Origin of the sequence: Pseudomonas baetica (assembly GCF_002813455.1) — a bacterium.
Lineage (GTDB): Bacteria > Pseudomonadota > Gammaproteobacteria > Pseudomonadales > Pseudomonadaceae > Aquipseudomonas > Aquipseudomonas baetica.
This window is the reverse complement of record NZ_PHHE01000001.1, coordinates 1025955-1046377: the sequence shown is the minus strand read 5'-3', so window position 1 is coordinate 1046377 and position 20423 is coordinate 1025955. Positions and strand designations below refer to the sequence as shown.

The following is a 20423-nucleotide window of genomic DNA, read 5'->3' as shown; positions in this document are numbered from 1 at the left end:
TGATGCGGTACTCCCGCACCTAGGTAACTCTTATCGCCGACCGGAACCTGTCGTCGCAGCTCTTCGCAAGCGTCTACCTTGACGAGCGCGACCGCTCGCCAAGCACCAGCTGGGCGCCAAACCCTGCATACGCATCGTCTATGACTTCGTGTTTCTGCATGAGTCGCCGCAGCCGTTGAACCAGCTGCGCGAACTGATCGACGCAGCCACGACGCAGGACGCCTTCGAGCGCTGGAACGCGACACACCCTCAGCAGTAACTCCCTCCCCAGGTGACGTACTGGCCAGTCGCCTTCGAGCGGCAGGAGTAACCAAAGAAGACCGAAAGGCACTTCTGGGTCACAAGAACGGCAGCATCACCAGTCACTATTCGGGCGCTGAGCTCGGGCATCTGATTGAGGCTGCGAACATGGTATCAGCAACCAATTCGCGTGCGCCGGTGCTGACAATCTTGAAGAGGAAGCAGGCGTGAGAAACGGAGAAGTCACGCAAATGTCACGCGCATGAAAAAGGCCAATGCTGTGAACATTGGCCTAAGTCATTGAATTATATGGTCGGGACGGAGTGATTCGAACACTCGACCCCTAGCACCCCATCTCCTTTTTCATACTTCTTGAAAGCTTCCAAAATTTTACTCTGGATTTTTCTAAGCTAGTATTTACTTGAGCTCCAGCGGTGTTCGGCTCTACGAGAGTCCAGTAACGTCTATCAAGAGCCGACGTTTTTGTGGGGGTAAAAGTAGGGGAGTCCGTTTCATGGCCAAAATCACCATCAAAGAACTCGAGTCGCTGACCGCCAACGATGCCGGCCGAATCCTCCGGGAGGATGGCAATCTGGCCGGTCGAATCTCAGTCCGTAAGGACGGTGTGTCGGTCAGCTTTTTCTATCGTTATCGCTGGGGCGACCAGAACAAAGAGTACGCCTGCGGAACCTGGCCGCGCAAATCCCTGACGGACATCCGCAAGGCCCGTAACCAGGCAAGGGCACTCATTGATGAGCAAATCAATCCCAATGAGCACAAGAAAACCGCCAAGGCACAGGCATACGCCGCGGCTAACGTAGAGGCCGAACAAGTAGAAACGACGAAGGTGCAAACGTTGACCGTCCAGGATCTGGCTAAGGCCTGGTTGTTGGATGGCGTGGCGCGCAAAGATGGTAATGCTGAATTGCAGCGCCGTTTTAACAAGGACCTATACCCGGCACTTGGCAAGACAGCGGTGAGCAGTGTGTCCGAACACGATATTCGGGCGCTGATACGAGCGGTCCTCCTCCGCGGCGCTCACCGGCAAGCCATCAGCTTCTTCGCCGACCTCACTCAGATGTTCAGCTGGGCCAGAAAACGTCAGCCCTGGCGGGCCTTATTGATCGAGGGCGATCCGACGGAACTGGTCGACATCTCCCCATTGATCCCTGCCAACTACGAAGCGGAAAGAAGCCGCATCCTTTCGCCGGCGGAGCTGTTGGAGCTGCACAACCGCTTCCAGCAAATGACCGCCGATTACGACGCCCTCCCCGCGGGCCAAAAATACGACGGCATTCGACCGCTAAAGAACGAAACGCAGCTCGCGCTCTGGATTAGCCTGGGCACGCTGTGCCGGATTGGTGAGTTGCTCCAGGCCGAGTGGAAAAATGTCGACCTGGACCGGCAGACCTGGTTCCTCCCCAGCGAAAACGTCAAAGGCGCCCGGGGCAAGAAACAGGACCACCATGTCTTCCTCTCCCCCTTCGCCCTGCATTTCTTTCAGGAACTCAAGACCCTGACGGGAGACTCCCAGTGGTGCTTTCCGAACAAGCAGGATGATGGACATGTGGACGTAAAGGTGGCGAGCAAACAGGTCGGCGATCGCCAGGCCCGGTTCAAACACCGCAAAGCCCTCTCACGACGGCGTCACGACGACACTCTGGTCCTTGCCGACGGCCAAAACGGCGACTGGACGCCACATGACCTGCGCCGCACGGGCGCGACCATGATGCAAGCTTTGGGTGTCAGTCTGGACGTTATCGATCGCTGTCAAAACCATGTGCTGGCTGGCTCTCGGGTGAGGCGCCACTACCTGCATCACGATTATGCCGAAGAGAAGAAACGCGCCTGGAACCTGTTGGGCGATCGACTCAGTGCTGTGTTGTCCTCGACCTACGAGCATCCACCGGCTGAGTCGATGATGTCTTTTCCAGCCTACTCTGCCACTGGATCACTGTCGGCTCCATAGGTCAGGTTCATAGTTTCATAGAAATCGCTGAGCGCTTGCTTCAGGTCGACTCCGGATCGTCGTGATCGGCAGAAATCGGCCGATTGTGTTGAAAAAGTCGACCCGGCCGAGCTACCCATTTATCGAACGGTGAAAATGCCATTTTTTCACACCGCTACGTCAAATCTGAGCCTTGAACCCTCTGCGCAACGCACGAATTTCAATCTCGAACGCGTACTTTTCTGCCGTAGAAACAGAAGTCGACTTTTTCAACAGAATCGGCCAATTGCAGTCCTTCGCGACAGGCATTAACCGGCCGAAGCGGAGGGTCGAAGCGCTACGCACGATGGCTTCCGTCTACAGTGCGATGGGTGGGACGCGTTCATGAGGAGACTCCATTCCATGGCAATCTAATTGCATTTGCAATCATATTAAGGCGTGCAGTATGGTGCAAGCATGACGAAACGCGCGGAGATTTTTGGAATATGATCGGATTTTCCAGCTTCAGCAAAACACCAGAAACCCGCCTTGCCGCTCAGGCCTGCATCGACAAAATCCGAACCCTGACACAGCAACACACTGCGGGCTTTTCTTCTCCGCTCGACACCATGATCGATATCGCCAACCGGCTAGAAAGGGATCCGGAAACGGCCAGGCATATCTGGGTCATCCGGTCCAACAAGCAGTCTCAAGTCGAAACCTGTCACACACGTATCAGCGCCTGGCCTCTGCGCTTTAGCCCTACAGCCTGCGCCAGTGAAAAACCGCTGCTGTACCTGACCAGTTCTGCGACGTCAGCCGAACTTTGCGCACTTTCAAATGAGTCCGCCCAGCGGGGAATTCTGTGTAATGACATAGAAACTCTACCCTCACGCTGGCCTAAAGGCGCTCACCCCTGGGTCCCGCTCTGGCTGGTCTCCAACCCGCACTGCCTGCCCTTCGACCCCGCAAGCGGTGCCGAAGCGCACGCCATTACGCTAGCTGCATTGCAAAGTTTGTATGTGGAAGGCAATGACGGCTTCTACTACATGACACTTCACGATGAACCCAATGATTTCATCGCCCCCATCAGCCACCTCAGTGCGAGCCAAGCCCTCAAGGGCATGTACAAGCTCAAAAATATTAATACAGATGCCGGGCAACTCCGGGTCCGCTTATTGGGCGCGGGGCTGGCCTTGCAGTCAGTGGTCTCAGCGGCGCAGATATTGCGTGATGACTGGGGCGTCGAATGCGAACTCTGGAGCTGCCCCAGTTACACCCGCCTGGCCCGTGATGCAGACAAGGCACAACGCTGGAACCGGATGCATCCCGATATGCCGCGGCGGTCGTCGCATTTGCTCGACTGCCTGAGCGCGGATGATTACCCGGTGGTGGCTGTGACCGGTTATGCCCAGCATGTCGTCGATCAGATCGGTGGGCATATCCAATCACGGTTCGTGGCGTTCGGCGCTGACTCAACCGAAACACCTCCGGGCAAAACGGTGGATAAACGCTGGATCGTGGCACTCGCTCTGCGAGCGCTAGCCCAGGAAGGTGTCATCGCGCAGGCGTACGTTGAACAGGCCATGGACCGTTATCTGCTGCGATGATCAAACAACGGTCAATCCGCTCGCCCACTGTTGCGCGCCGCCCTTGCGGCCCGCTCAAGCGCCTCACTGAAGAACCGCTGTTGCTCGTCATCGAATTGCGACAAAAACAGCTCGTCCACCGCCCCTTCATAGATTTTCCACATTTTTTTACGCAGCACTTTCCCGCTCTCGGTAATGGCGGCATGCGCACCACGGCCGTCATCGCTGGCACGGCTGCGTGTGACCAGGCCTTCGGCCTCCAGACGGTCCACCAACCGGGTGAGGTTGTAGCGCTCGATCGCCATCACGTCAGCCAATTCGCTCATGCGTCTGGTGCCTTCAGGGCCGCTTTCCAGGCCCCATAACGCGTCGTACCACGCGTACGCCGGCAGCCCGGCAGCCGCCAGTCGACGCTCGATTTCCCGGATCAGGCAGCGGTGGGCCCTGACGAATCTGAACCAGGTATCCGGATCGCTTGAAGACATGCATCACCCTTTTCATGACATCGATTTAGTTGCAATTGTAGCGTGTGGCAGGCTAAGTTCTCGCATGTAGTTGCATATGCAACTATAAATATTCTTTTAGGTTGGCGTCGACCCACGCCCCTTAGCCAGGCACCCAACGACTCGGTGCTGCTGCACTGTCCAGGAGACGACGATGGCACAACAACCCCTGTTTCTCGACGAGGATCCACAAGAAACTCGCGAATGGCTCGAATCCATCGAATCGGTGGCGAGCGTCGAAGGGCGTACTCGCGCTCACTACCTGATCGATCAGATGCTGGATTTCGATGCCAGCCGCCATGGTGATTTTTACGGGCGCGTCACCACGCCCTACGTCAACACAATCCCGGTCGACCGTCAGCAGCTCTACCCCGGCGACCTGACAATAGAGCGCCGGATCAATGCTTATATCCGTTGGAACGCTTTGGCCATGGTGCTGCGCGCCGGAAAACATTCGAACGTGGGCGGGCACATCGCTTCCTATGCCTCGGCAGCCATTCTGTACGACGTCGGCTTCGAGCATTTCTTCCGTGGGCGCACCGAGCAGTTTGGTGGCGACATGGTGTATATCCAGGGCCACTCTTCACCGGGCATCTACGGGCGCGCCTATCTGGAAGGTCGCCTGAGCGAAGAACAGCTGGACAACTTCCGCCGCGAGACTGACCGCGACGGTGTCTCGTCATATCCGCATCCAAGGCTCATGCCGGACTTCTGGCAATTTCCGACGGTGTCCATGGGACTAGGACCGATCACCGCCGCGTATCAGGCCAGATTCATGCGCTACCTCGAAGACCGTGGCCTGAAAGAACATCAAGGGCGCAAAGTATGGGCGTTTCTCGGTGACGGAGAAATGGACCAGCCGGAATCCCTGGCGGCGATTTCCCTGGCGGGTCGAGAGAAGCTCGACAATATTATTTTTGTCGTCAACTGCAACCTCCAGCGTCTGGACGGACCGGTGCGCGGCAACAGCAAGGTCATTCAGGAGTTTGAAAGCCTGTATCGGGCGGCCGGCTGGAATGTTATCAAAGTGATCTGGGGCAGCGGTTGGGATGCCTTGCTGGAAAAGGACAAAAGCGGCCTGCTACGCCAGCGGATGATGGAATGCGTGGACGGCGACTATCAAAACTACAAATCCCAAAACGGCGCTTACGTCCGTGAGCATTTTTTTGGCAAATACCCGGAGTTGCTGGAACTGGTCAGCGACCTGAGCGACGAAGAAATCTGGAAGCTCTCTCGCGGCGGCCATGACCCGGAAAAAGTCTACAACGCCTACGCCGCCGCGATGCGCCACACCGGCGGGCCGACGGTCATTCTGGCGAAGACCGTGAAAGGCTTCGGCATGGGCGAAGCAGGCGAAGGCCAGAACATCAACCATCAACTCAAGAAGATGGGCGAGGACGCTGTCAAAGCGTTCCGTGATCGTTTCGCGCTGGACCTCACCGACGATCAACTGGGCGACATGCCTTACCTCAAACCGGCAGCGGACAGTATCGAGGCCCTTTATCTGCAAGCCAGGCGTACCCAACTGGGCGGTTACGTGCCTGCACGCTTCAGTGCAGTCGAGCCGTTGCAGATCCCGCCATTGTCGGCCCTGGACACCCAGCTCAAAGGCACTGGCGAGCGCGGTATTTCCACCACCATGGCGTTTGTGCGCATCCTCGGCACGTTGCTCAAAGACCCGAATATCGGAAAGCTGATCGTGCCCATTGTCCCGGACGAATCACGCACCTTCGGTATGGAAAGCCTGTTCCGCCAGATCGGCATCCATTCCCACATCGGCCAGTTGTATACCCCTCAGGACGCCGGTCAACTGAGTTATTACAAGGAGGCGCGGGATGGGCAGATCATGCAGGAAGGACTGAACGAGTCCGGCGGGATTTCTTCGTGGATCGCGGCGAGTACTTCGTACAGTACGCACGGCGTGACGACGGTGCCCTTCTACATCTTTTATTCAATGTTCGGCTTCCAACGCGTCGGCGATCTGGCCTGGGCGGCTGGCGATGCCCGCGCCCGAGGTTTTCTGCTGGGCGCAACGTCCGGCAGAACCACGCTGATGGGCGAAGGCCTGCAACATGACGATGGTCACAGCCATGTGCTGTCCTCCACCGTACCGTGCTGCGTGTCCTACGACCCGACGTTCGCCTATGAACTGGCCGTGATCATCCAGGATGGCATGCGGCGAATGTATGTCGAAAACCAAGACATTTATTACTACATCACGTTGTTGAACGAAAACTACGCCCACCCGCCCATGCCCGAAGGTATCGAGCAGGACATTCTTAAAGGCATGTATCGACTCTCAGCCCCGGCGCAGCCAATCGAAGGTAAGCATGTACAACTGATGGGTTGCGGTTCAATCCTGCAAGAAGTCATTGCCGCCGCGCAGTTGCTAGAGCAGGACTTCGACGTCAGCAGCGATGTGTGGAGCGTCACCAGCCTGACCGAACTGCGTCGGGACGGCCAGGATGCCGAACGCTGGAATTTGCTGCACCCGCATAAGGCGCCACGTATCGGTCACGTTGAAAGTTGCCTGCAAGATAAACAGGGTCCGGTGGTGGTCGCGACTGATTACATGAAGATATTCGCCGACCAGATCCGCCCGTTCGTGCCCATGCGGCGCTTCGTGGCATTAGGCACCGACGGTTTCGGCCAATCGGATACCCGAGAATCGCTGCGCAGGTTTTTCGAAGTGGATCGCCACTTCATCGCGTTGGCGGCCTTGAAAGCGCTGGCCGATGACGGAGGGGTGCCAAGGGAAAAAGTAGCTGAGGCGATTGCGCTTTATGGGATTGACCCGGAGAAACAGAACCCAGCGAAAGTTTGAGTCTTATCTGTTGTAACTGCCTCCCACTGTAAAACGGGAGACTGCTTCTGGCCGCTGCGTTTGCAGCGGCCTTTTATGGATTCTATTAACCTACCTGCTATTTCTTCGCGCAGATACGATACCTCAAACCAGCCCCGGCAGCCCGGCGATTCGACAGTTTGTTTGTGAGGGAACCTCGGTAAACTCAAGCCAACAGCTCGGTGATCCACCGGGACCTGCCGGGCGATGTCCTGCATCTTCTCCTCGTTTGCGGCCCTTCGTGACAGGCAGCAATCGGCCGATTCTGTTGAAAAAGTCGGATTTTCAAATGGCCTGAACTCAGGCACGACCACCACCGGAGAACCTACTCACCACATTGAGTGGTTTTTCGGCCCTTCGGTGACCTTTGCTGCTCTGTTATTGGGTTAATTTGAGGTTTTTTGCTTGGTGCAGGCGCACCTATCCCGTGACTGGTGGCCCTTGAGATGAAAATTTGGCCAGCCGTCGCAGGTTCTGCACCGCAGCGGCCAGCGTGAATTCATCCGTCGCGCCACTCATGCCACGTAGCCGCAGGCGATCCAATTTCAGGATGCGCTTGAGGTGGGCAAACAACATTTCGACCTTTTTACGTTCGTGGCGAGAGCGCTGATATGCCGGCGTTGCTGCAATGCGCCGAGCCACATCGCGAGCGGCTTCATGGACGCTGCGAGCGATCTTGCGGAACGCAGTGTTCGGGCAGCACTTGGCTTTCATCGGACACGTAGCGCAATCGGTCTGCCGGGATCGGAAGATGATGGTGTTGGCTTTGGTGACGTGTGAACGCTCGTTTTTGAAGGCTCGCCATTCGCTGCGCAATGGGTTGCCGGCTGGGCAGCGGTATTCCTCGGCCTCTTCATTCCAGTGGAAATCGTTACTCGAAAAGCTGTCGTTCTTGCGCTCAGTTTTGTCCCACACCGGCACATGCGGCTCGATGTCTTTTTCCTCCACCATCCAGGCCAGCATCGGCGCGGTACCGTAAGCGGTGTCGCCAATGAGGCGTTCCGGCTTGATGTCGAACAGCGCTTCGACCCGTTCGATCATCGTCTTGGTGCTCTCGACTTCTGCGGTTCGATGAGCCGGTGTGGGTTCCACATCCATGATCACGCCGTGCTCGGTATCGATCAGATAATTCGTGGAGTAAGCGTAGAAAGCTGGGCCGCCTGGAGCAGCGGTCCAACGGGCCTGAGGATCCGTCAGCGACAGGCGCTTCGGTAGCGTTTCGGCCAGAGCCTCTTCATCGAGCGCCTCAAGATACTCACGCACGGCGCGAGTGGTCAGGGATGGATCGCTCCAGTTGACCTGTTCATCTCCCGGTACGCCGCGCTGCCGACTCGCATCCGCCTTGATGATGCTGGCGTCCACGGCAAAGCCTTCACCTTTGACCAAGCCTGCGTCCATGCAACGACGCAGCACTTCATTGAACAACCAGCGAAACAGATCACTGTCCCGAAAACGGCCGTGTCGATTTTTGGAAAAGGTCGAGTGGTTGGGCACTTCATCTTCAAGGCTCAACCGGCAGAACCAGCGATACGCCAGGTTCAAATGGGCCTCTTCGCACAACCGTCGTTCGGAGCGGATGCCATAGCAGTAGCCGACGATCAGCATGCGGATCATCAGTTCAGGATCAATCGACGGACGTCCAATCGGGCTATAGAAATCGGCGAGGTAATGGCGCAGGTCACTCAGATCGAGACACTGATCAATGCTGCGCAGAAGATGATTGGCTGGGATGTGATCTTCAAGGTTGAACGAGTAAAACAGCCGCTCCTGCCCACTCGATAACTGTCCCATCATGCTCTGTGATCCCCCGCCGGCCAATGAAGCAATTTTGCCGCAGGTCAGACAGGGGAGCTACTTTTTCAACAGAATCGGCCAGAAGCGGTCATTCGCGTCCACCCTATTGTCCGTTCTCATCACGATGGCGTCCGGCAGTTGCTCCAGTGGTGTTCCGGCCACGATCCAGAACTCAATGGCCGTCGCGCCGGGCAGCACCACTCAGCAAATCTCCGATATGAAAAAGCCCGCAAAGCGGGCTTTTTCATACGATGGGTAAAAGTGCTAATTAATTGTTCCTCAACAGCACATACGTTTCACCGCCCTTGCGGTCATGCTGAAGAATGAAGTTGTTGTCCTGGATACGCACCTTCGATGGCACACGATCGGCTACCGGCGTTTGCGAGTAAGTCTGCGCGGCACTCAGCAGTTGTCGGGTCAGGCTGTCGTCCGGTTGATTCGGAGTTGTGACGACGCATTCCTTTTCGGAAAGTTGCACGGAGAGATTTTTGTCTGCGGTGAAGCCGATGCGCGTGAAGCCCATGTCCACGAGGTCGTTGATGCCGAACCGCTTGGCCGCTTCAGCTGAGCCTGCGAATGAAGGGGCGGTTTTCAGACAGATGTCGATGAAAGCTTCGACGGCCTTGGAGGTGACAGGTGTCGATGCGGTTGGCGTTGCAGTGGTGCAGCTGGCGAGCACGAACAGGCTGGACAAGGCCAGTGTGCGGAACAACGTATTGGACATGATGCGGGGATCCTTCCATTTGAAATTCGGAATGGAAATGGCGGAGCAGACGGAAGTCTGACCACTCACTGCGACGGTCGATGCTAGACCGTCGCTATCCGTCCGATTCTGTTGAAAAAGTCGACTTCTGTTTCTACGGCAGAAAAGTACGCGTTCGAGATTGAAATTCGTGCGTTGCGCAGAGGGTTCAAGGCTCAGATTTGACGTAGCGGTGTGCAAAAATGGCATTTTCACCGTTCGATAAATGGGTAGCTCGGCCGGGTCGACTTTTTCAACACAACCGGTTGTTTTCAGCTGGTCGCGACAGGCAGAAATCGGCCAAGAGTAGGCATCCAGCGATGGCGATGTTGATTAGTGGGAGCTATCGAGTTTGTGGTACCAGCCTTGACATAGCCCATCGGCTACATGGTTCAAAACCGTAGCCATTCTCTAGTGTCAGGATGCTGAATCGAGATACACGGCTACCATCACTGCGATTACTCACCTGTAACGCTCACTGATTGCAGCCAATCGACAAACGCCCTCAAATGGATTGGTTTGTCGGCATCGAGCGGCACTAACGCGTAGAAGGTCGAGCCCTGTGAGCGCAATGCGGGAAATGGCTTGTGCAACCGCCCCGCTGCGCACTCGGCCTCAAGCGTTGGAAAGGGACCTATTCCGAAGCCAAGCCCATCCACTACGGCCTGCAAGGTCACAAAAAAATGGTCGAACCGTAAGGTACGACTTGCTCGAAGCATGGGTTGGCTCGCTGATTCCAACCAGGTTTCCCAATCACCCGGGCGGGTTTCGGTCGTCAACCAAGTCCCCGCGGCCAGTTGCTCAACCGTCTCGACCCCCGTTCTGGCGAGCAGCGATGGGCTTGCAATCACCGTGTTCGACTCCCTGAACAATGGCAATGCCTGAAATTGGCCACCGCTTGGTACGCCCCGTCGTATCGCCACGTCGAAGCTTCCGGCCAACGCAGGTTGTGTCGAAAGCACGGTCGAGACGCGCACATCCACCCCAGGGCATTTCTCGGCGAATGAAGGCAAGCGAGGAATAAGCCAGCGCATCGCGACCGTGGCTGGGGCACTGACCCGGATGATCTTTAGCTGTCGGTTCTTGCCATAGCGTTCTGCGGCATCCGCGATGTGATCGAACGCGGCGCTGATTTCTCGGGCGAGCGCCCGGGCGTGGGGAGACGCCACCATGCTCTGCCCATCACGCACAAACAGCGATTGACCGAGCCAGTCCTCCAAGGCTGCGATTTGCCGGCTGACGGCTCCATGAGTCATGGTTCAGCTCCCGAGCCCCCGCCGAATAGCTACCTGCCCGGGCGGCCACTTCAAAGATGCGTAACGCGTGAAGCGGCGGAAGTTTCTGTCTCATGTGTGATCCATACGCACAGATATCGCTACTTTAATTCGATTGTGTGAGGAAAGCGCTCAGCTTACGGTGAGTTGCAGGTTTCAGAAACCGTTTACCGAAAAGTGCTGGTGACACACAGCTCACATTCGAGCTCGCGCTGCGCGCTCAAAACCGAAGGGAAGGCCTGACCATGACTGAAGTAATCAACGTTAACTCCCGCGCCTATCGACTGCCATCGACGCCGACGATTGTTATCTGCGTCGACGGATGCGAGCAGGAATACATCAATCAAGCGATTCAGGCCGGACAGGCGCCGTTTCTCGCCGAACTTACCGGCTTCGGCACGGTATTGACTGGTGATTGCGTGGTGCCGTCGTTCACCAACCCGAACAATCTGTCGATCGTTACCGGGGCCCCACCCTCCGTTCACGGTATTTGCGGCAACTTCTTTTTTGACCAGGAGACGCAAGAGGAGGTGTTGATGAATGACGCGAAGTACCTTCGCGCACCGACCATTCTTGCCGAGATGGCCAAAGCGGGCCAGCTCGTCGCCGTAGTGACGGCAAAGGACAAGTTGCGCAACTTGCTGGGGCACCAACTGAAAGGGATCTGCTTTTCGGCGGAAAAAGCCGATCAGGTGAACCTGGAGGAACACGGTGTCGAGAACATCCTGGCACGGGTCGGCATGCCCGTGCCTTCGGTGTACAGCGCGGATCTTTCCGAGTTCGTGTTTGCTGCCGGCCTCTCGTTGCTGACCAACGAGCGCCCCGACTTCATGTACCTGTCCACTACCGACTATGTACAGCACAAACATGCGCCGGGCACACCCGAAGCCAATGCGTTCTACGCCATGATGGACAGCTACTTCAAGCGTTATCACGAGCAAGGCGCGATCGTGGCGATTACGGCGGATCACGGCATGAATGCCAAGACCGATGCGATAGGTCGCCCCAACATCCTGTTTTTGCAAGACCTGCTCGATGCCCAATATGGCATGCAGCGCACACGGGTATTGCTGCCAATCACCGACCCCTACGTGGTGCATCACGGTGCGCTGGGATCTTACGCGACCGTGTACTTGCGCGATGCGGTACCACAGCGCGATGCCATCGATTTTCTCGCAGGCATGGCGGGTGTCGAAGCAGTCTTGACGCGTTCGCAGGCCTGCCAGCGGTTCGAACTACCCGAAGACCGGATCGGCGACCTGGTGATACTCGGTGAACGGCTGACGGTGCTTGGCAGTGCTGCCGACAAACACGACCTGTCCGGATTGACGGTGCCCTTGCGCTCCCACGGTGGTGTGTCCGAGCAGAAAGTGCCACTGATCTTCAACCGCAAGCTGGTCGGTCTCGATAGCCCCGGCCGACTGCGCAATTTCGACATTATCGATCTCGCGCTCAACCATCTCGCTTAACTCGCAAACCCTGCAGCGCAGCGAAGACTGCGCGCCCCCGCTTAATCCAAAAACTGGTCAGCGCAGTGAAAGACTGCGCGCCACACGGAGACAGGCATGCCTACAAAAACCGCTGATACCCTGCAATACAAAGCGACATCGCGAGTATCCACCTTTGATCAATATAAATGGCGCGCACTGATCGGCGTGACGTTCTGTTATCTCTTCTATTACACCGGGCGCCAGACCCTGGGCTTCGCGATCCCTGGCATCCAGCATGATTACGGTTTGTCGAAATACGAGATTGGCTGGATCAGCGCCACGATGTTGTGGTGCTATGCAGCCGGCCAGTTCATCAATGGCAACTTGGGCGACAAGCTCGGTGGTAAACGAATGATGATCGCGGGCGCGATTCTCTCGCTGGGGGCAAACTGGGTCTTTAGCTTCGGCCACTCATTCTGGTTTTTCCTGCTCGCTTGGGGGGCGAATGGCTACTTTCAGTCCATGGGTTTTGCGCCCGGCAGCCGTCTACTGTCGAACTGGTGGGGGCATAAAAATCGCGGTTTTGTTTATGGCGTGTATGTAGGATTTTCCGGTTTTTCCTCCGTACTCGCTTTTGTCTTGCCCCTGGTCATTCTGGGCGCGATGCATCTCGACTGGATTTGGATTTTCAGACTCGCTCCATTGTCGATGCTACTCGGCGCAATAGTGTTGTGGGTGTTTGTCTCCGAGCGTCCCGAAGACAAAAACCTGCGCAGCCTCGAATTCTCGGATGGCGGCTCACCATTAGCAGCTGAAGATGATTTAACGAGCGCACAGCGATACCTGGTCGTGCTGCGAAACTGGCGACTTTATATCGCCGGATTCGCCATCGGTTTTCAGAATGCCGCGCGATACGCATTAGTGGTCTGGGTACCCGTACATTTTCTCGGGTTGGACTGGAAGACGTCGTCAACGCTGATTGACCCGAAATGGATCACTGTCGCACTGCCTGTAGGAATGGCACTGGGCGCACTGTCGAACAGCTGGATTTCCGATACCGTGTTTCAGGGCAGACGCTATCTGGCAATTGTTTCGTATATGGTCCTGGCTTCAGCCACCGCGATTATCATGATGTTCGTGCCACACGGAAGCATGGTTGCGATTGGCTTGCTTTTCCTCTGCGGATTTTTCGTCTTCGGCCCGGCGGCGTCGTTCTGGGCACTGTGCCCCGATCTCTTTGGACGGCACGTTGCGGGCACCGCGACAGGCGTTCTCAATACCGCGTCCTATATATTCGCGGGCATCGGTGAAGGTCATCGGCCACCTGATCGACTCGACCGGTAGTACGTCGATCATTTTTCCGACGGTAGCGGGACTCTGTGCGGCGAGCGCAGTATTGTCGTTACTGATTAAGCGCTGACCATGTTAGTGCACGGATCGTAACGCAGTGCATTCAATTGCGACCATGATCTCGGAAAATGAAAATCCACCGCATGCCTGTTTATAAAAGCCCCGAGAGTTTACGGGGCTTTTACTACACGTTATTTACATGAACGTGTAGGTGTAGTTAAAGATCAGACGGGTTTGGTCGGTGTTACGAACCGAGCCTGAATCGTCACCGCGGTAGACGCCGTGACGCAGGGACGCGCCAAAGTTTTTCAGCGGACCATTCTGTACAACGTAGTCGACGCGCATGTCGCGCTCCCACTCAGAGTGATCGCTACCATTACCCACATCCTTAATATCATCGCCATGCAAATACGCGACGCTGGCTTTCAAGCCTGGAACGCCAACAGGAGCGAAATCATAGGTGTATTGGCCGAAAGTGGTGTTTTCTCCGGCACGGGCGAACTGGTTGATCATGCTATCGGTGAACAGATAAAAACTGGAGCCCCCCTCCCCTTCATTGCGTCCACGGCTATCAGTGATGCTCCCATTGTTTACCCAAACGAACCCGCCATCGTCGCTCACGCGCTGATGACCGAGCATTAATGAGTGACCGCCAAGGGTATAAGTGAACATGGCGCTCCAGGTCTTGTTGTCGACCTCGCCCGCATTTTTCGCGTATCCGCTGTTGTTGTTGAAACGGTAGCCCGCATCCCCATTCCTGCCATCGGAACTGCTATCGAAGTAGCGCAGGTCGGTTTTGAAACTTTGGGCATCGCCTATCGGCAAGACGTGTATTAGGCCAAGAAACGTTTGCTTGTAAAAATCTTCAAGTTGCGAATGATATGCCTGAACGGTTAAATCCTTGGTGATCTTCCAGTCCGCGCCACCGAACTGAAAACTGTTGGAATCCTGTGTTGCCCCGGCTACTGAGAGCCCAGCCCAGTTGCTGGATGCACGGCCAGCTGCCTGAGTGATCTTGCCGACATTTAGCGTCACGTTGTTGAATTCTTTTGAGGTCAACATGCCGCCTTGAAAAGTTTGAGGCAGCACTCGACCGTCATTGGCAACGAGGATCGGCAAGTTAGGTTGTAGCGCGCTGCCCACCTTCAGCTCGGTTTTGGATAGTCTGGCCTTGACGTTGGCACCTCCACGGCTCCACGTTTTTTCAGCGGAACCATCAGAGTCGCTTGGAGAAAAGGTGTTGTTGTCAGGGTGGTGGCCCTTACCTCCGTCCAGATGGATACCCATGAGCGCTTGAGCATCGACGCCAAGGCCAACGGTGCCTTGGGTGTAGCCGGAAGCGTAGTTAAATAGCAGACCTTCGGCAGCTTCTTTCTGATCTGCACCACCAACGCGGTTGTCGTTGTTGAAATACATGGTGCGCGAGCTGACGCTTGCCTTGCTACCAGAGATGAAGCCTTCGGGTGCGGCTTCGCCAGCATAGACGCCAAATGAGGAGATACTGGCCAGCGCCACGGCAGCCGACAGGGTTTGCTTGTACATTTTGTGCTCCAGGTTTTTTATTATGAAAAGCTCGGTTTCACGAAAACGTTACGCAATGTAGAACCGTATCGTTTTCGATCAACAGCGCACTTTGGTTGCTGGATCGGCAACTACTATTGCAAGTACTATTTCGCGTTTTTGACGCAACCTTAAACAGATAAATTCAAAATCTGACGACGAAACAGGTGAATGACTTGAACAATATTAATTGTCAGCATAGTCATTAGAGACGCCTCTTTTTGGATCTCGCCTTCGTCTTTCAAGTCCAAACGGCTGGACTGAAACTCCCAATAGTTTTTGAACAAATTGCCAGTACGCCCACTCTTCCGTTCGTGGGATTTCCCATGGTTTAGATTGCTCGGATAGCTACTTGCCCGGCTTGATGCGCAAGCCAGACAAGTAGCAAAAAGCTCAAAACACTCAGTAGGCTTGAGGCAGCTCACCGCGTGCCAGGCGTAGGTTGATGTCTTCGATCACGGCGGGGAGTTCGACGATAGTGTCGATCACGTAGTGGGGACGCGAGTCTTCGAACATCTTGATGATCCGCGCACGCTCTTCAGCCAGCACTGCCGCCGACAAGTTTTTGTATTCGTCATAGGTCAGACCCAGTGCGTTGCCAGAGCAGGTCAGTGCGACGGTCCACATACCAGCGCTGCGACCCTCGAGGATGCCTGGCCAGGTGTCATCGACTTTCACACAGGCAGCCACGTCGCTGATCCCCAGGGCTATCACGTTCGCCAACGCCTGGGCTGGGTACGGACGGCCGTTAGGCACTTCGTCAGTGGCCACGACGTGATCGGTGACGTAGCCGTTCTGCCGGGCCAACTCGACCACTTTCTCCATCACCACCGCCGGATAACCGGAGCAGGAACCAATCTTCAAGCCTTTATCGCGCAGGGTCGCGATGGCTTCTAAAGCGCCCGGAATCAGCGCCGAATGCAAGGCGATTTTTTCAATCTGCAGAGGCATGAAACGTTCGTAGAGCGCGGTGACATCGTCATCGGTCGGCAGGCGATCAAAGGCGGCGCGGTAGCGTTCAGCAATCTGCGGTTGATTGCACAATGTGCGGATATGGTCCCACTTGCCCATGCCCATCGGGCCACGCGCTTCCTCCAAGGAGACTGCAACGCCGAATTCGCCAAAGGCTTCGACGAAGATTTGAGTGGGCGCGAAAGACCCGAAGTCAACGACAGTGCCCGCCCAGTCCAGGACCACAGCTTGTACTTGGGAAGGTTGCTTGTATTGCATGATGAATCTCCGTTCGAGGAATGAGTGGGAGCTTCCCTCCAACTGCGGGAGGGCGATTTCGTAGCTTCTTCTTTAAACAAACTAATGCGGCGCCAAGTAGGGCGTCATGCTGAAGTTAAGTAGTTCGGCAATCAGCGGCCGTGCACGGTGTATATCCAAACAGCAAAGGTAGTAATCAATGTGAAATGGATGATCGGCAAAGATTATTGGACGAGTGCCAGGCGCCCGAACGTATTCGACCTCCGAGACAAATCCAATACCCATATTCTGCGAGATGGCGTGCACGATAGCTTCACGGCTGTTCAGTTGCATTACGCAATTGAGTTCGACATCAAGCTCCCTACATCCTTCTTCAACGAGTTGGCGCGTTCGAGAGCTCCCTTCACGCAGAACAAGTTTTTCACTGCCGATCTGATTGACGGTAACTTCACATTGTCGCACCCAGGGATGACCTTCGGGAACAACGGCAATAATAGGATAGCGTCGATATAAGTGAGTATATAGACGCTGATCGAACTCCGAGTGAGCCAAGATTGCAACATCAATATCAAAGTTGTATAGCCGCTCCAACGTCGTACTTTCGGTATTGAAGAATGTTTTCAAATCAATGTCGGGATAGTGATGCATCAATGCATAAATCATGTTCATTGCGATTGGAGGTGATACAGCACCCACTCGCAGTGAGCCCTTCCTGAGTTTGCTAGGGCTAACCCTCGATTGCACGGTTTCATCCTCTTGATCGAAAAGACCTCGAGTTATTGCAAACAGTTGACGTCCTATGGAACTCAATTCGAAGGCACGTCCGCGACGATGAAATAGCTCCACTGAAAACTCTTCTCTAAAGCGTTCATCTGTTCAAACACGATCGGTCGGCGAACGCGTAGATATTCAGCCGCAAGCGCATAACTACCTGTTCTTGCAACCGTATGAAAAGAACGGAACCATTCGTAGTACTGGTACATAGAAAAGTCCTGATTCTTATTTTCGGGCATTTAATCCGTGCAACTCAGACTGAGCATTAACGCCTGATAAACAGCGCGACCGTGGCACTGCACAGACAGGCAGCGGTGACCACGATGAAAATCAGCGAGGTGTTGCCGGTGGCGTCGAGCATGCCGCCGATCAGGGGTTCAGCCAGGCCAGCGAACAGATAGGACGCGAAGTTCATGACACCGGTGGCCGTACCCGCCCGCTTGGCGCCGACCAGATCCGGGCACAAGGCCCAAAAGCTGGAGGCAGGGCCGTAGACGAAGAAGCCACAGAGGAACAACGCCACCAGGCCCAGGGCGCTGTGAGGCGCAAGGGTCCACATCCACAGACTGGTGCCCGCGCCGAGGAACATGTAGAGCATGATCGCCAGGTAGCGTTTGGAACCGAACAGTTTGTCCGAAATCCAGCCATTACTGAGAGCACCGATGGCCATGCCCACCGGCAGCGCTACGGTAATCCACTTTGGATCGACCAGGCTGTCGCCGCTTTTCCAGTTGGCGCCCAGAAAGTGCACCGGTACCCAGACGATCAAGCCATAGCGGGCGGCGTTCTGGAAACCCAGGGACACGGCGGCGATGATCAAGCGGGCATTCTTCAGCACCGCTTTATAGCGTTGCGCCGAGGTTTCAACTTCACCGTGTGCCACTTCGTGGTTTTTGTCATCGGCATTGGCCACACCGGTATCCGCCAGCGGGTCAAAGCCCAGATCCTGCGGGCGTTCACGCGCCACCAGGTAGAAAACAATGCCTCCCGCCAACATCAGCAGCACGGGCAAACGGAAGATCCAGCGCCACTCCAGTTGGAAGACTTCGAGCACGACGATCGAGGTCACGTAGGAAAGGACGGACGCGCAACCTGCTGCAAACACATACAAGCCATACACCTTGCCGCGCTCGCCGGCACTCCACCAGTTGGAGATCAGTCGACTCCCCGGCGCCCAGCCCAAGGCCTGGAAATAACCATTGATCCCCCAGGGCAGTATCAGAGCAGTAAAACCATGGGCGAAGCTGGTCATCCAGTTAGCCGCACAAGACAACACCGCGCCGGCAGTCATGATGCGTCGGCCGCCGAATTTATCGGCGAGGTTGCCGTTGATAGCCTGGCCGATGGCATAGGCCCAGAGCATGGCGGCCGAGGCCCAGCCAAGGTGCTCCTTGGTAAAACCGAACTCGGCCTGAATGCCCGGAATGGCAAAACCAAACGTCTGCCGGCCGGTGTAGAAAAACAGGTAACAGAACATGGCCGCCAGCAGCATGCGCCACTGTGCGACTCGGAACGAAGAAGTAGATGTTGCGAGACCTGGCATGGTTTGGGCACGATTCATGATCTTTTCCTTATTATTGTTCGTTCCCCCCGAGCGAGTCGGAGGGTGCACTTTATGTAGGTGCAGTCGGAAATCGCCGCGGCCCGACACGCCGCAGCAGTGCTTGGCAGTAGGGGTTACGCTGCTTGAGAGCCGATGAAGTTCTTGCCGCGTGCACCTTGCATGGCAAAATTAATCATCTCTTCCGCTTCGCCCGCCGTGACGCCGTAGTCGGCAAACTCCGTTTTCACCCCCAGGCTGTGCAGAAACTCGCGCAGCTGCGCCTGTGCCTTGGGCAGATCGTTGCCGAAAATGCGTTGCAGCGTGCGGTCGCGCGCTTCGTCATGGCCCCACGCCAAACCCAGGACCAGCGGCAAGGTAAAGCAGCAAGCGATGCCATGGGGCAGGCCGTGGCGCAGGGTCATTTCGTAGGAAATGGAATGGGCCAGGGCCGTCTTGGTGTTGGAAAAAGCCATCCCGGCTTTGAGAGCGGCTAAGGCCATCCGCGAACGCAGCTCCTTGTTACTCAGGTCATGACGCAGCAGCGGCAGGCATTCCAGAATGTCCTCAATCGCGGAAACCGCGAAGGTGTCTGAAATCGGATTGGCGTTGATGTTCCAGATGGATTCCAGCGCATGCGACAGGGCATCCAGACCGGTGGAAACGGTGACGCCAGCCGGTACGGTGAGCATCAGGTTGGGATCGACAATGGCGACTTTGGGCCAGGTACAATCCAGGTGCAGGGAGTACTTCTTTTGGCCCTCGGTGTCCCAGATGGTGGCCCAAGGGGTCACTTCGCTACCGGTGCCTGCCGTGGTGGGGACCGCTATCAGTGCTTTGCTGCGGGCTGGGACAAAGGGCTTGCCCGTTGCCAGCAAGGCAAGCAATTCATCAAAGCTGCCCGACTCAGTGCCGACAATCAGCGCCTTCGCGGTGTCAATCGCACTGCCTCCGCCGACGGCGATGACCGTTTGGCAATCGCTTGCTTCCTGCCAGAAACGCTCATAAGTGTTGCGCAGTTGGGACACGTCGGGGTTGGGCTGCACGTCTTCAACGATGTACGTCAACCGATCGCCAAGAAGAAACTGAATACGCTCCACCAATCCCAGTCCACGCGCTTCGGGAAAAATCACAAGAGCGACGTTTTGGTCTTCGGTGAGAGCGACGAGTTCCAAAACGCTGTTCCAGCCGAAACGTGTATCAACTGGATTGTGGAAACGAGCAGTCATGACGACTCCTTTATTTTTGTTGTTAAAAGTAACGTCATACTCAACGCCACGTACTCATATCTCAAATCGTTTGATTGCAGGTCACAATCGACCCAGCCGATACTAAGTTGTTGGTTGGCTGGCGCCCCCCTATAAATGTAGTTCTACCTTTCACGCCATAAACAGCACGACTTATAAAAACGAAAAAAATACTTTGTTAATGATCAGAGAAAGTTATTGGCAATCGATTGATAAGCTTGAGCCACAACTCGAACAACGGGCAGCCTCTCCCGCCGGGAAACATTAAAGAATTCCAGCAAGCAAGATCAACAGTGGAAGTCACTCATCTTTAAGGCCAAGGTCGCCATGGATGACCCGATAATATTGCTAAGTGAATATTTTTGTACCAAACATCCAAAGTAGATCAATATTATTCAGATA

General features: G+C 55.7%; 14 protein-coding genes and 2 pseudogenes. 6 read left to right on the top strand and 10 right to left on the bottom strand.

Features of this window, described 5'->3' with window-relative positions:
- Positions 1 to 288 precede the first annotated feature (288 nt).
- From ATI02_RS04730 to ATI02_RS04720, 3 genes and pseudogenes are all read left to right on the top strand, one after another.
- Positions 289 to 471 (top strand): annotated as a pseudogene (locus tag ATI02_RS04730) (tyrosine-type recombinase/integrase); the annotation flags it as partial.
- A gap of 283 nt (positions 472 to 754) precedes the next feature.
- The gene (locus ATI02_RS04725; protein ID WP_100845588.1) at positions 755 to 2209 is read left to right on the top strand and encodes a tyrosine-type recombinase/integrase; all 1455 of its coding nucleotides are present in this window, start codon (positions 755 to 757) and stop codon (positions 2207 to 2209) included.
- A gap of 464 nt (positions 2210 to 2673) precedes the next feature.
- Positions 2674 to 3777, top strand: a complete 1104-nt coding sequence (locus ATI02_RS04720; RefSeq protein WP_100845587.1) for a transketolase-like TK C-terminal-containing protein — start codon at positions 2674 to 2676, stop codon at positions 3775 to 3777.
- An 11-nt stretch (positions 3778 to 3788) separates the two neighbouring features.
- Here the strand turns inward: ATI02_RS04720 and ATI02_RS04715 are convergent, their stop codons facing one another.
- Positions 3789 to 4241, bottom strand: coding sequence for a MarR family winged helix-turn-helix transcriptional regulator (locus ATI02_RS04715; protein WP_100845586.1), 453 nt, complete (start codon positions 4239 to 4241; stop codon positions 3789 to 3791).
- 172 nt (positions 4242 to 4413) lie between these two features.
- Between ATI02_RS04715 and aceE the strand changes: the two genes are divergently transcribed.
- Complete coding sequence (gene aceE, locus ATI02_RS04710; protein ID WP_100845585.1) at positions 4414 to 7083, top strand: pyruvate dehydrogenase (acetyl-transferring), homodimeric type; 2670 nt, start codon at positions 4414 to 4416, stop codon at positions 7081 to 7083.
- Between the two features lie 438 nt (positions 7084 to 7521).
- Here aceE and ATI02_RS04705 read toward each other — a convergent pair whose 3' ends face one another.
- The 4 genes from ATI02_RS04705 to ATI02_RS04690 form a co-directional block, all read right to left on the bottom strand.
- Positions 7522 to 8895, bottom strand: a complete 1374-nt coding sequence (locus tag ATI02_RS04705; protein ID WP_100845584.1) for a transposase — start codon at positions 8893 to 8895, stop codon at positions 7522 to 7524.
- A gap of 57 nt (positions 8896 to 8952) precedes the next feature.
- Entirely contained in the window at positions 8953 to 9096 is a 144-nt protein-coding gene (locus ATI02_RS04700) for a hypothetical protein (RefSeq protein WP_202864015.1), read from the bottom strand.
- A 67-nt stretch (positions 9097 to 9163) separates the two neighbouring features.
- On the bottom strand, positions 9164 to 9688 hold the full coding sequence (locus tag ATI02_RS04695; protein WP_238156260.1) for a hypothetical protein: 525 nt from the start codon (positions 9686 to 9688) through the stop codon (positions 9164 to 9166).
- A 407-nt stretch (positions 9689 to 10095) separates the two neighbouring features.
- Positions 10096 to 10893 (bottom strand): LysR substrate-binding domain-containing protein, encoded by a 798-nt coding sequence (locus ATI02_RS04690; protein WP_202864016.1) that lies wholly within the window; start codon positions 10891 to 10893, stop codon positions 10096 to 10098.
- 263 nt (positions 10894 to 11156) lie between these two features.
- Between ATI02_RS04690 and phnA the strand changes: the two genes are divergently transcribed.
- Positions 11157 to 12380, top strand: coding sequence for a phosphonoacetate hydrolase (gene phnA / locus ATI02_RS04685; RefSeq protein ID WP_100845582.1), 1224 nt, complete (start codon positions 11157 to 11159; stop codon positions 12378 to 12380).
- A 96-nt stretch (positions 12381 to 12476) separates the two neighbouring features.
- Complete coding sequence (locus tag ATI02_RS04680) at positions 12477 to 13685, top strand: MFS transporter (RefSeq protein WP_244196545.1); 1209 nt, start codon at positions 12477 to 12479, stop codon at positions 13683 to 13685.
- Positions 13686 to 13886: 201 nt separating this feature from the next.
- On the opposite strand, the gene ATI02_RS04675 is transcribed toward ATI02_RS04680, so the two are convergent.
- The 5 genes and pseudogenes from ATI02_RS04675 to psrA all read right to left on the bottom strand — a co-directional run bounded on the left by ATI02_RS04675 (position 13887) and on the right by psrA (position 20003).
- The gene (locus ATI02_RS04675; protein ID WP_100845581.1) at positions 13887 to 15233 is read right to left on the bottom strand and encodes an OprD family porin; all 1347 of its coding nucleotides are present in this window, start codon (positions 15231 to 15233) and stop codon (positions 13887 to 13889) included.
- A gap of 420 nt (positions 15234 to 15653) precedes the next feature.
- Positions 15654 to 16481, bottom strand: coding sequence for a phosphonoacetaldehyde hydrolase (gene phnX / locus ATI02_RS04670; RefSeq protein ID WP_100845580.1), 828 nt, complete (start codon positions 16479 to 16481; stop codon positions 15654 to 15656).
- A gap of 81 nt (positions 16482 to 16562) precedes the next feature.
- Positions 16563 to 17443, bottom strand: a pseudogene (locus ATI02_RS04665) (LysR substrate-binding domain-containing protein).
- Between the two features lie 56 nt (positions 17444 to 17499).
- Complete coding sequence (locus ATI02_RS04660; protein ID WP_100845579.1) at positions 17500 to 18795, bottom strand: MFS transporter; 1296 nt, start codon at positions 18793 to 18795, stop codon at positions 17500 to 17502.
- A 116-nt stretch (positions 18796 to 18911) separates the two neighbouring features.
- Positions 18912 to 20003, bottom strand: a complete 1092-nt coding sequence (gene psrA / locus ATI02_RS04655; protein WP_100845578.1) for an iron-containing alcohol dehydrogenase PsrA — start codon at positions 20001 to 20003, stop codon at positions 18912 to 18914.
- Positions 20004 to 20423 lie beyond the last annotated feature (420 nt).

What these genes read in the sequence shown, in the direction of transcription:
- ATI02_RS04725 (WP_100845588.1), top strand. Translation starts at nt 755, where the DNA reads ATGGCCAAAATCACCATCAAAGAACTCGAGTCGCTGACCGCCAACGAT.
- ATI02_RS04720 (WP_100845587.1), top strand. Translation starts at nt 2,674, where the DNA reads ATGATCGGATTTTCCAGCTTCAGCAAAACACCAGAAACCCGCCTTGCC.
- ATI02_RS04715 (WP_100845586.1), bottom strand. Translation starts at nt 4,241, where the DNA reads ATGTCTTCAAGCGATCCGGATACCTGGTTCAGATTCGTCAGGGCCCAC.
- aceE (WP_100845585.1), top strand. Translation starts at nt 4,414, where the DNA reads ATGGCACAACAACCCCTGTTTCTCGACGAGGATCCACAAGAAACTCGC.
- ATI02_RS04705 (WP_100845584.1), bottom strand. Translation starts at nt 8,895, where the DNA reads ATGATGGGACAGTTATCGAGTGGGCAGGAGCGGCTGTTTTACTCGTTC.
- ATI02_RS04690 (WP_202864016.1), bottom strand. Translation starts at nt 10,893, where the DNA reads ATGACTCATGGAGCCGTCAGCCGGCAAATCGCAGCCTTGGAGGACTGG.
- phnA (WP_100845582.1), top strand. Translation starts at nt 11,157, where the DNA reads ATGACTGAAGTAATCAACGTTAACTCCCGCGCCTATCGACTGCCATCG.
- ATI02_RS04680 (WP_244196545.1), top strand. Translation starts at nt 12,477, where the DNA reads ATGCCTACAAAAACCGCTGATACCCTGCAATACAAAGCGACATCGCGA.
- ATI02_RS04675 (WP_100845581.1), bottom strand. Translation starts at nt 15,233, where the DNA reads ATGTACAAGCAAACCCTGTCGGCTGCCGTGGCGCTGGCCAGTATCTCC.
- phnX (WP_100845580.1), bottom strand. Translation starts at nt 16,481, where the DNA reads ATGCAATACAAGCAACCTTCCCAAGTACAAGCTGTGGTCCTGGACTGG.
- ATI02_RS04660 (WP_100845579.1), bottom strand. Translation starts at nt 18,795, where the DNA reads ATGAATCGTGCCCAAACCATGCCAGGTCTCGCAACATCTACTTCTTCG.
- psrA (WP_100845578.1), bottom strand. Translation starts at nt 20,003, where the DNA reads ATGACTGCTCGTTTCCACAATCCAGTTGATACACGTTTCGGCTGGAAC.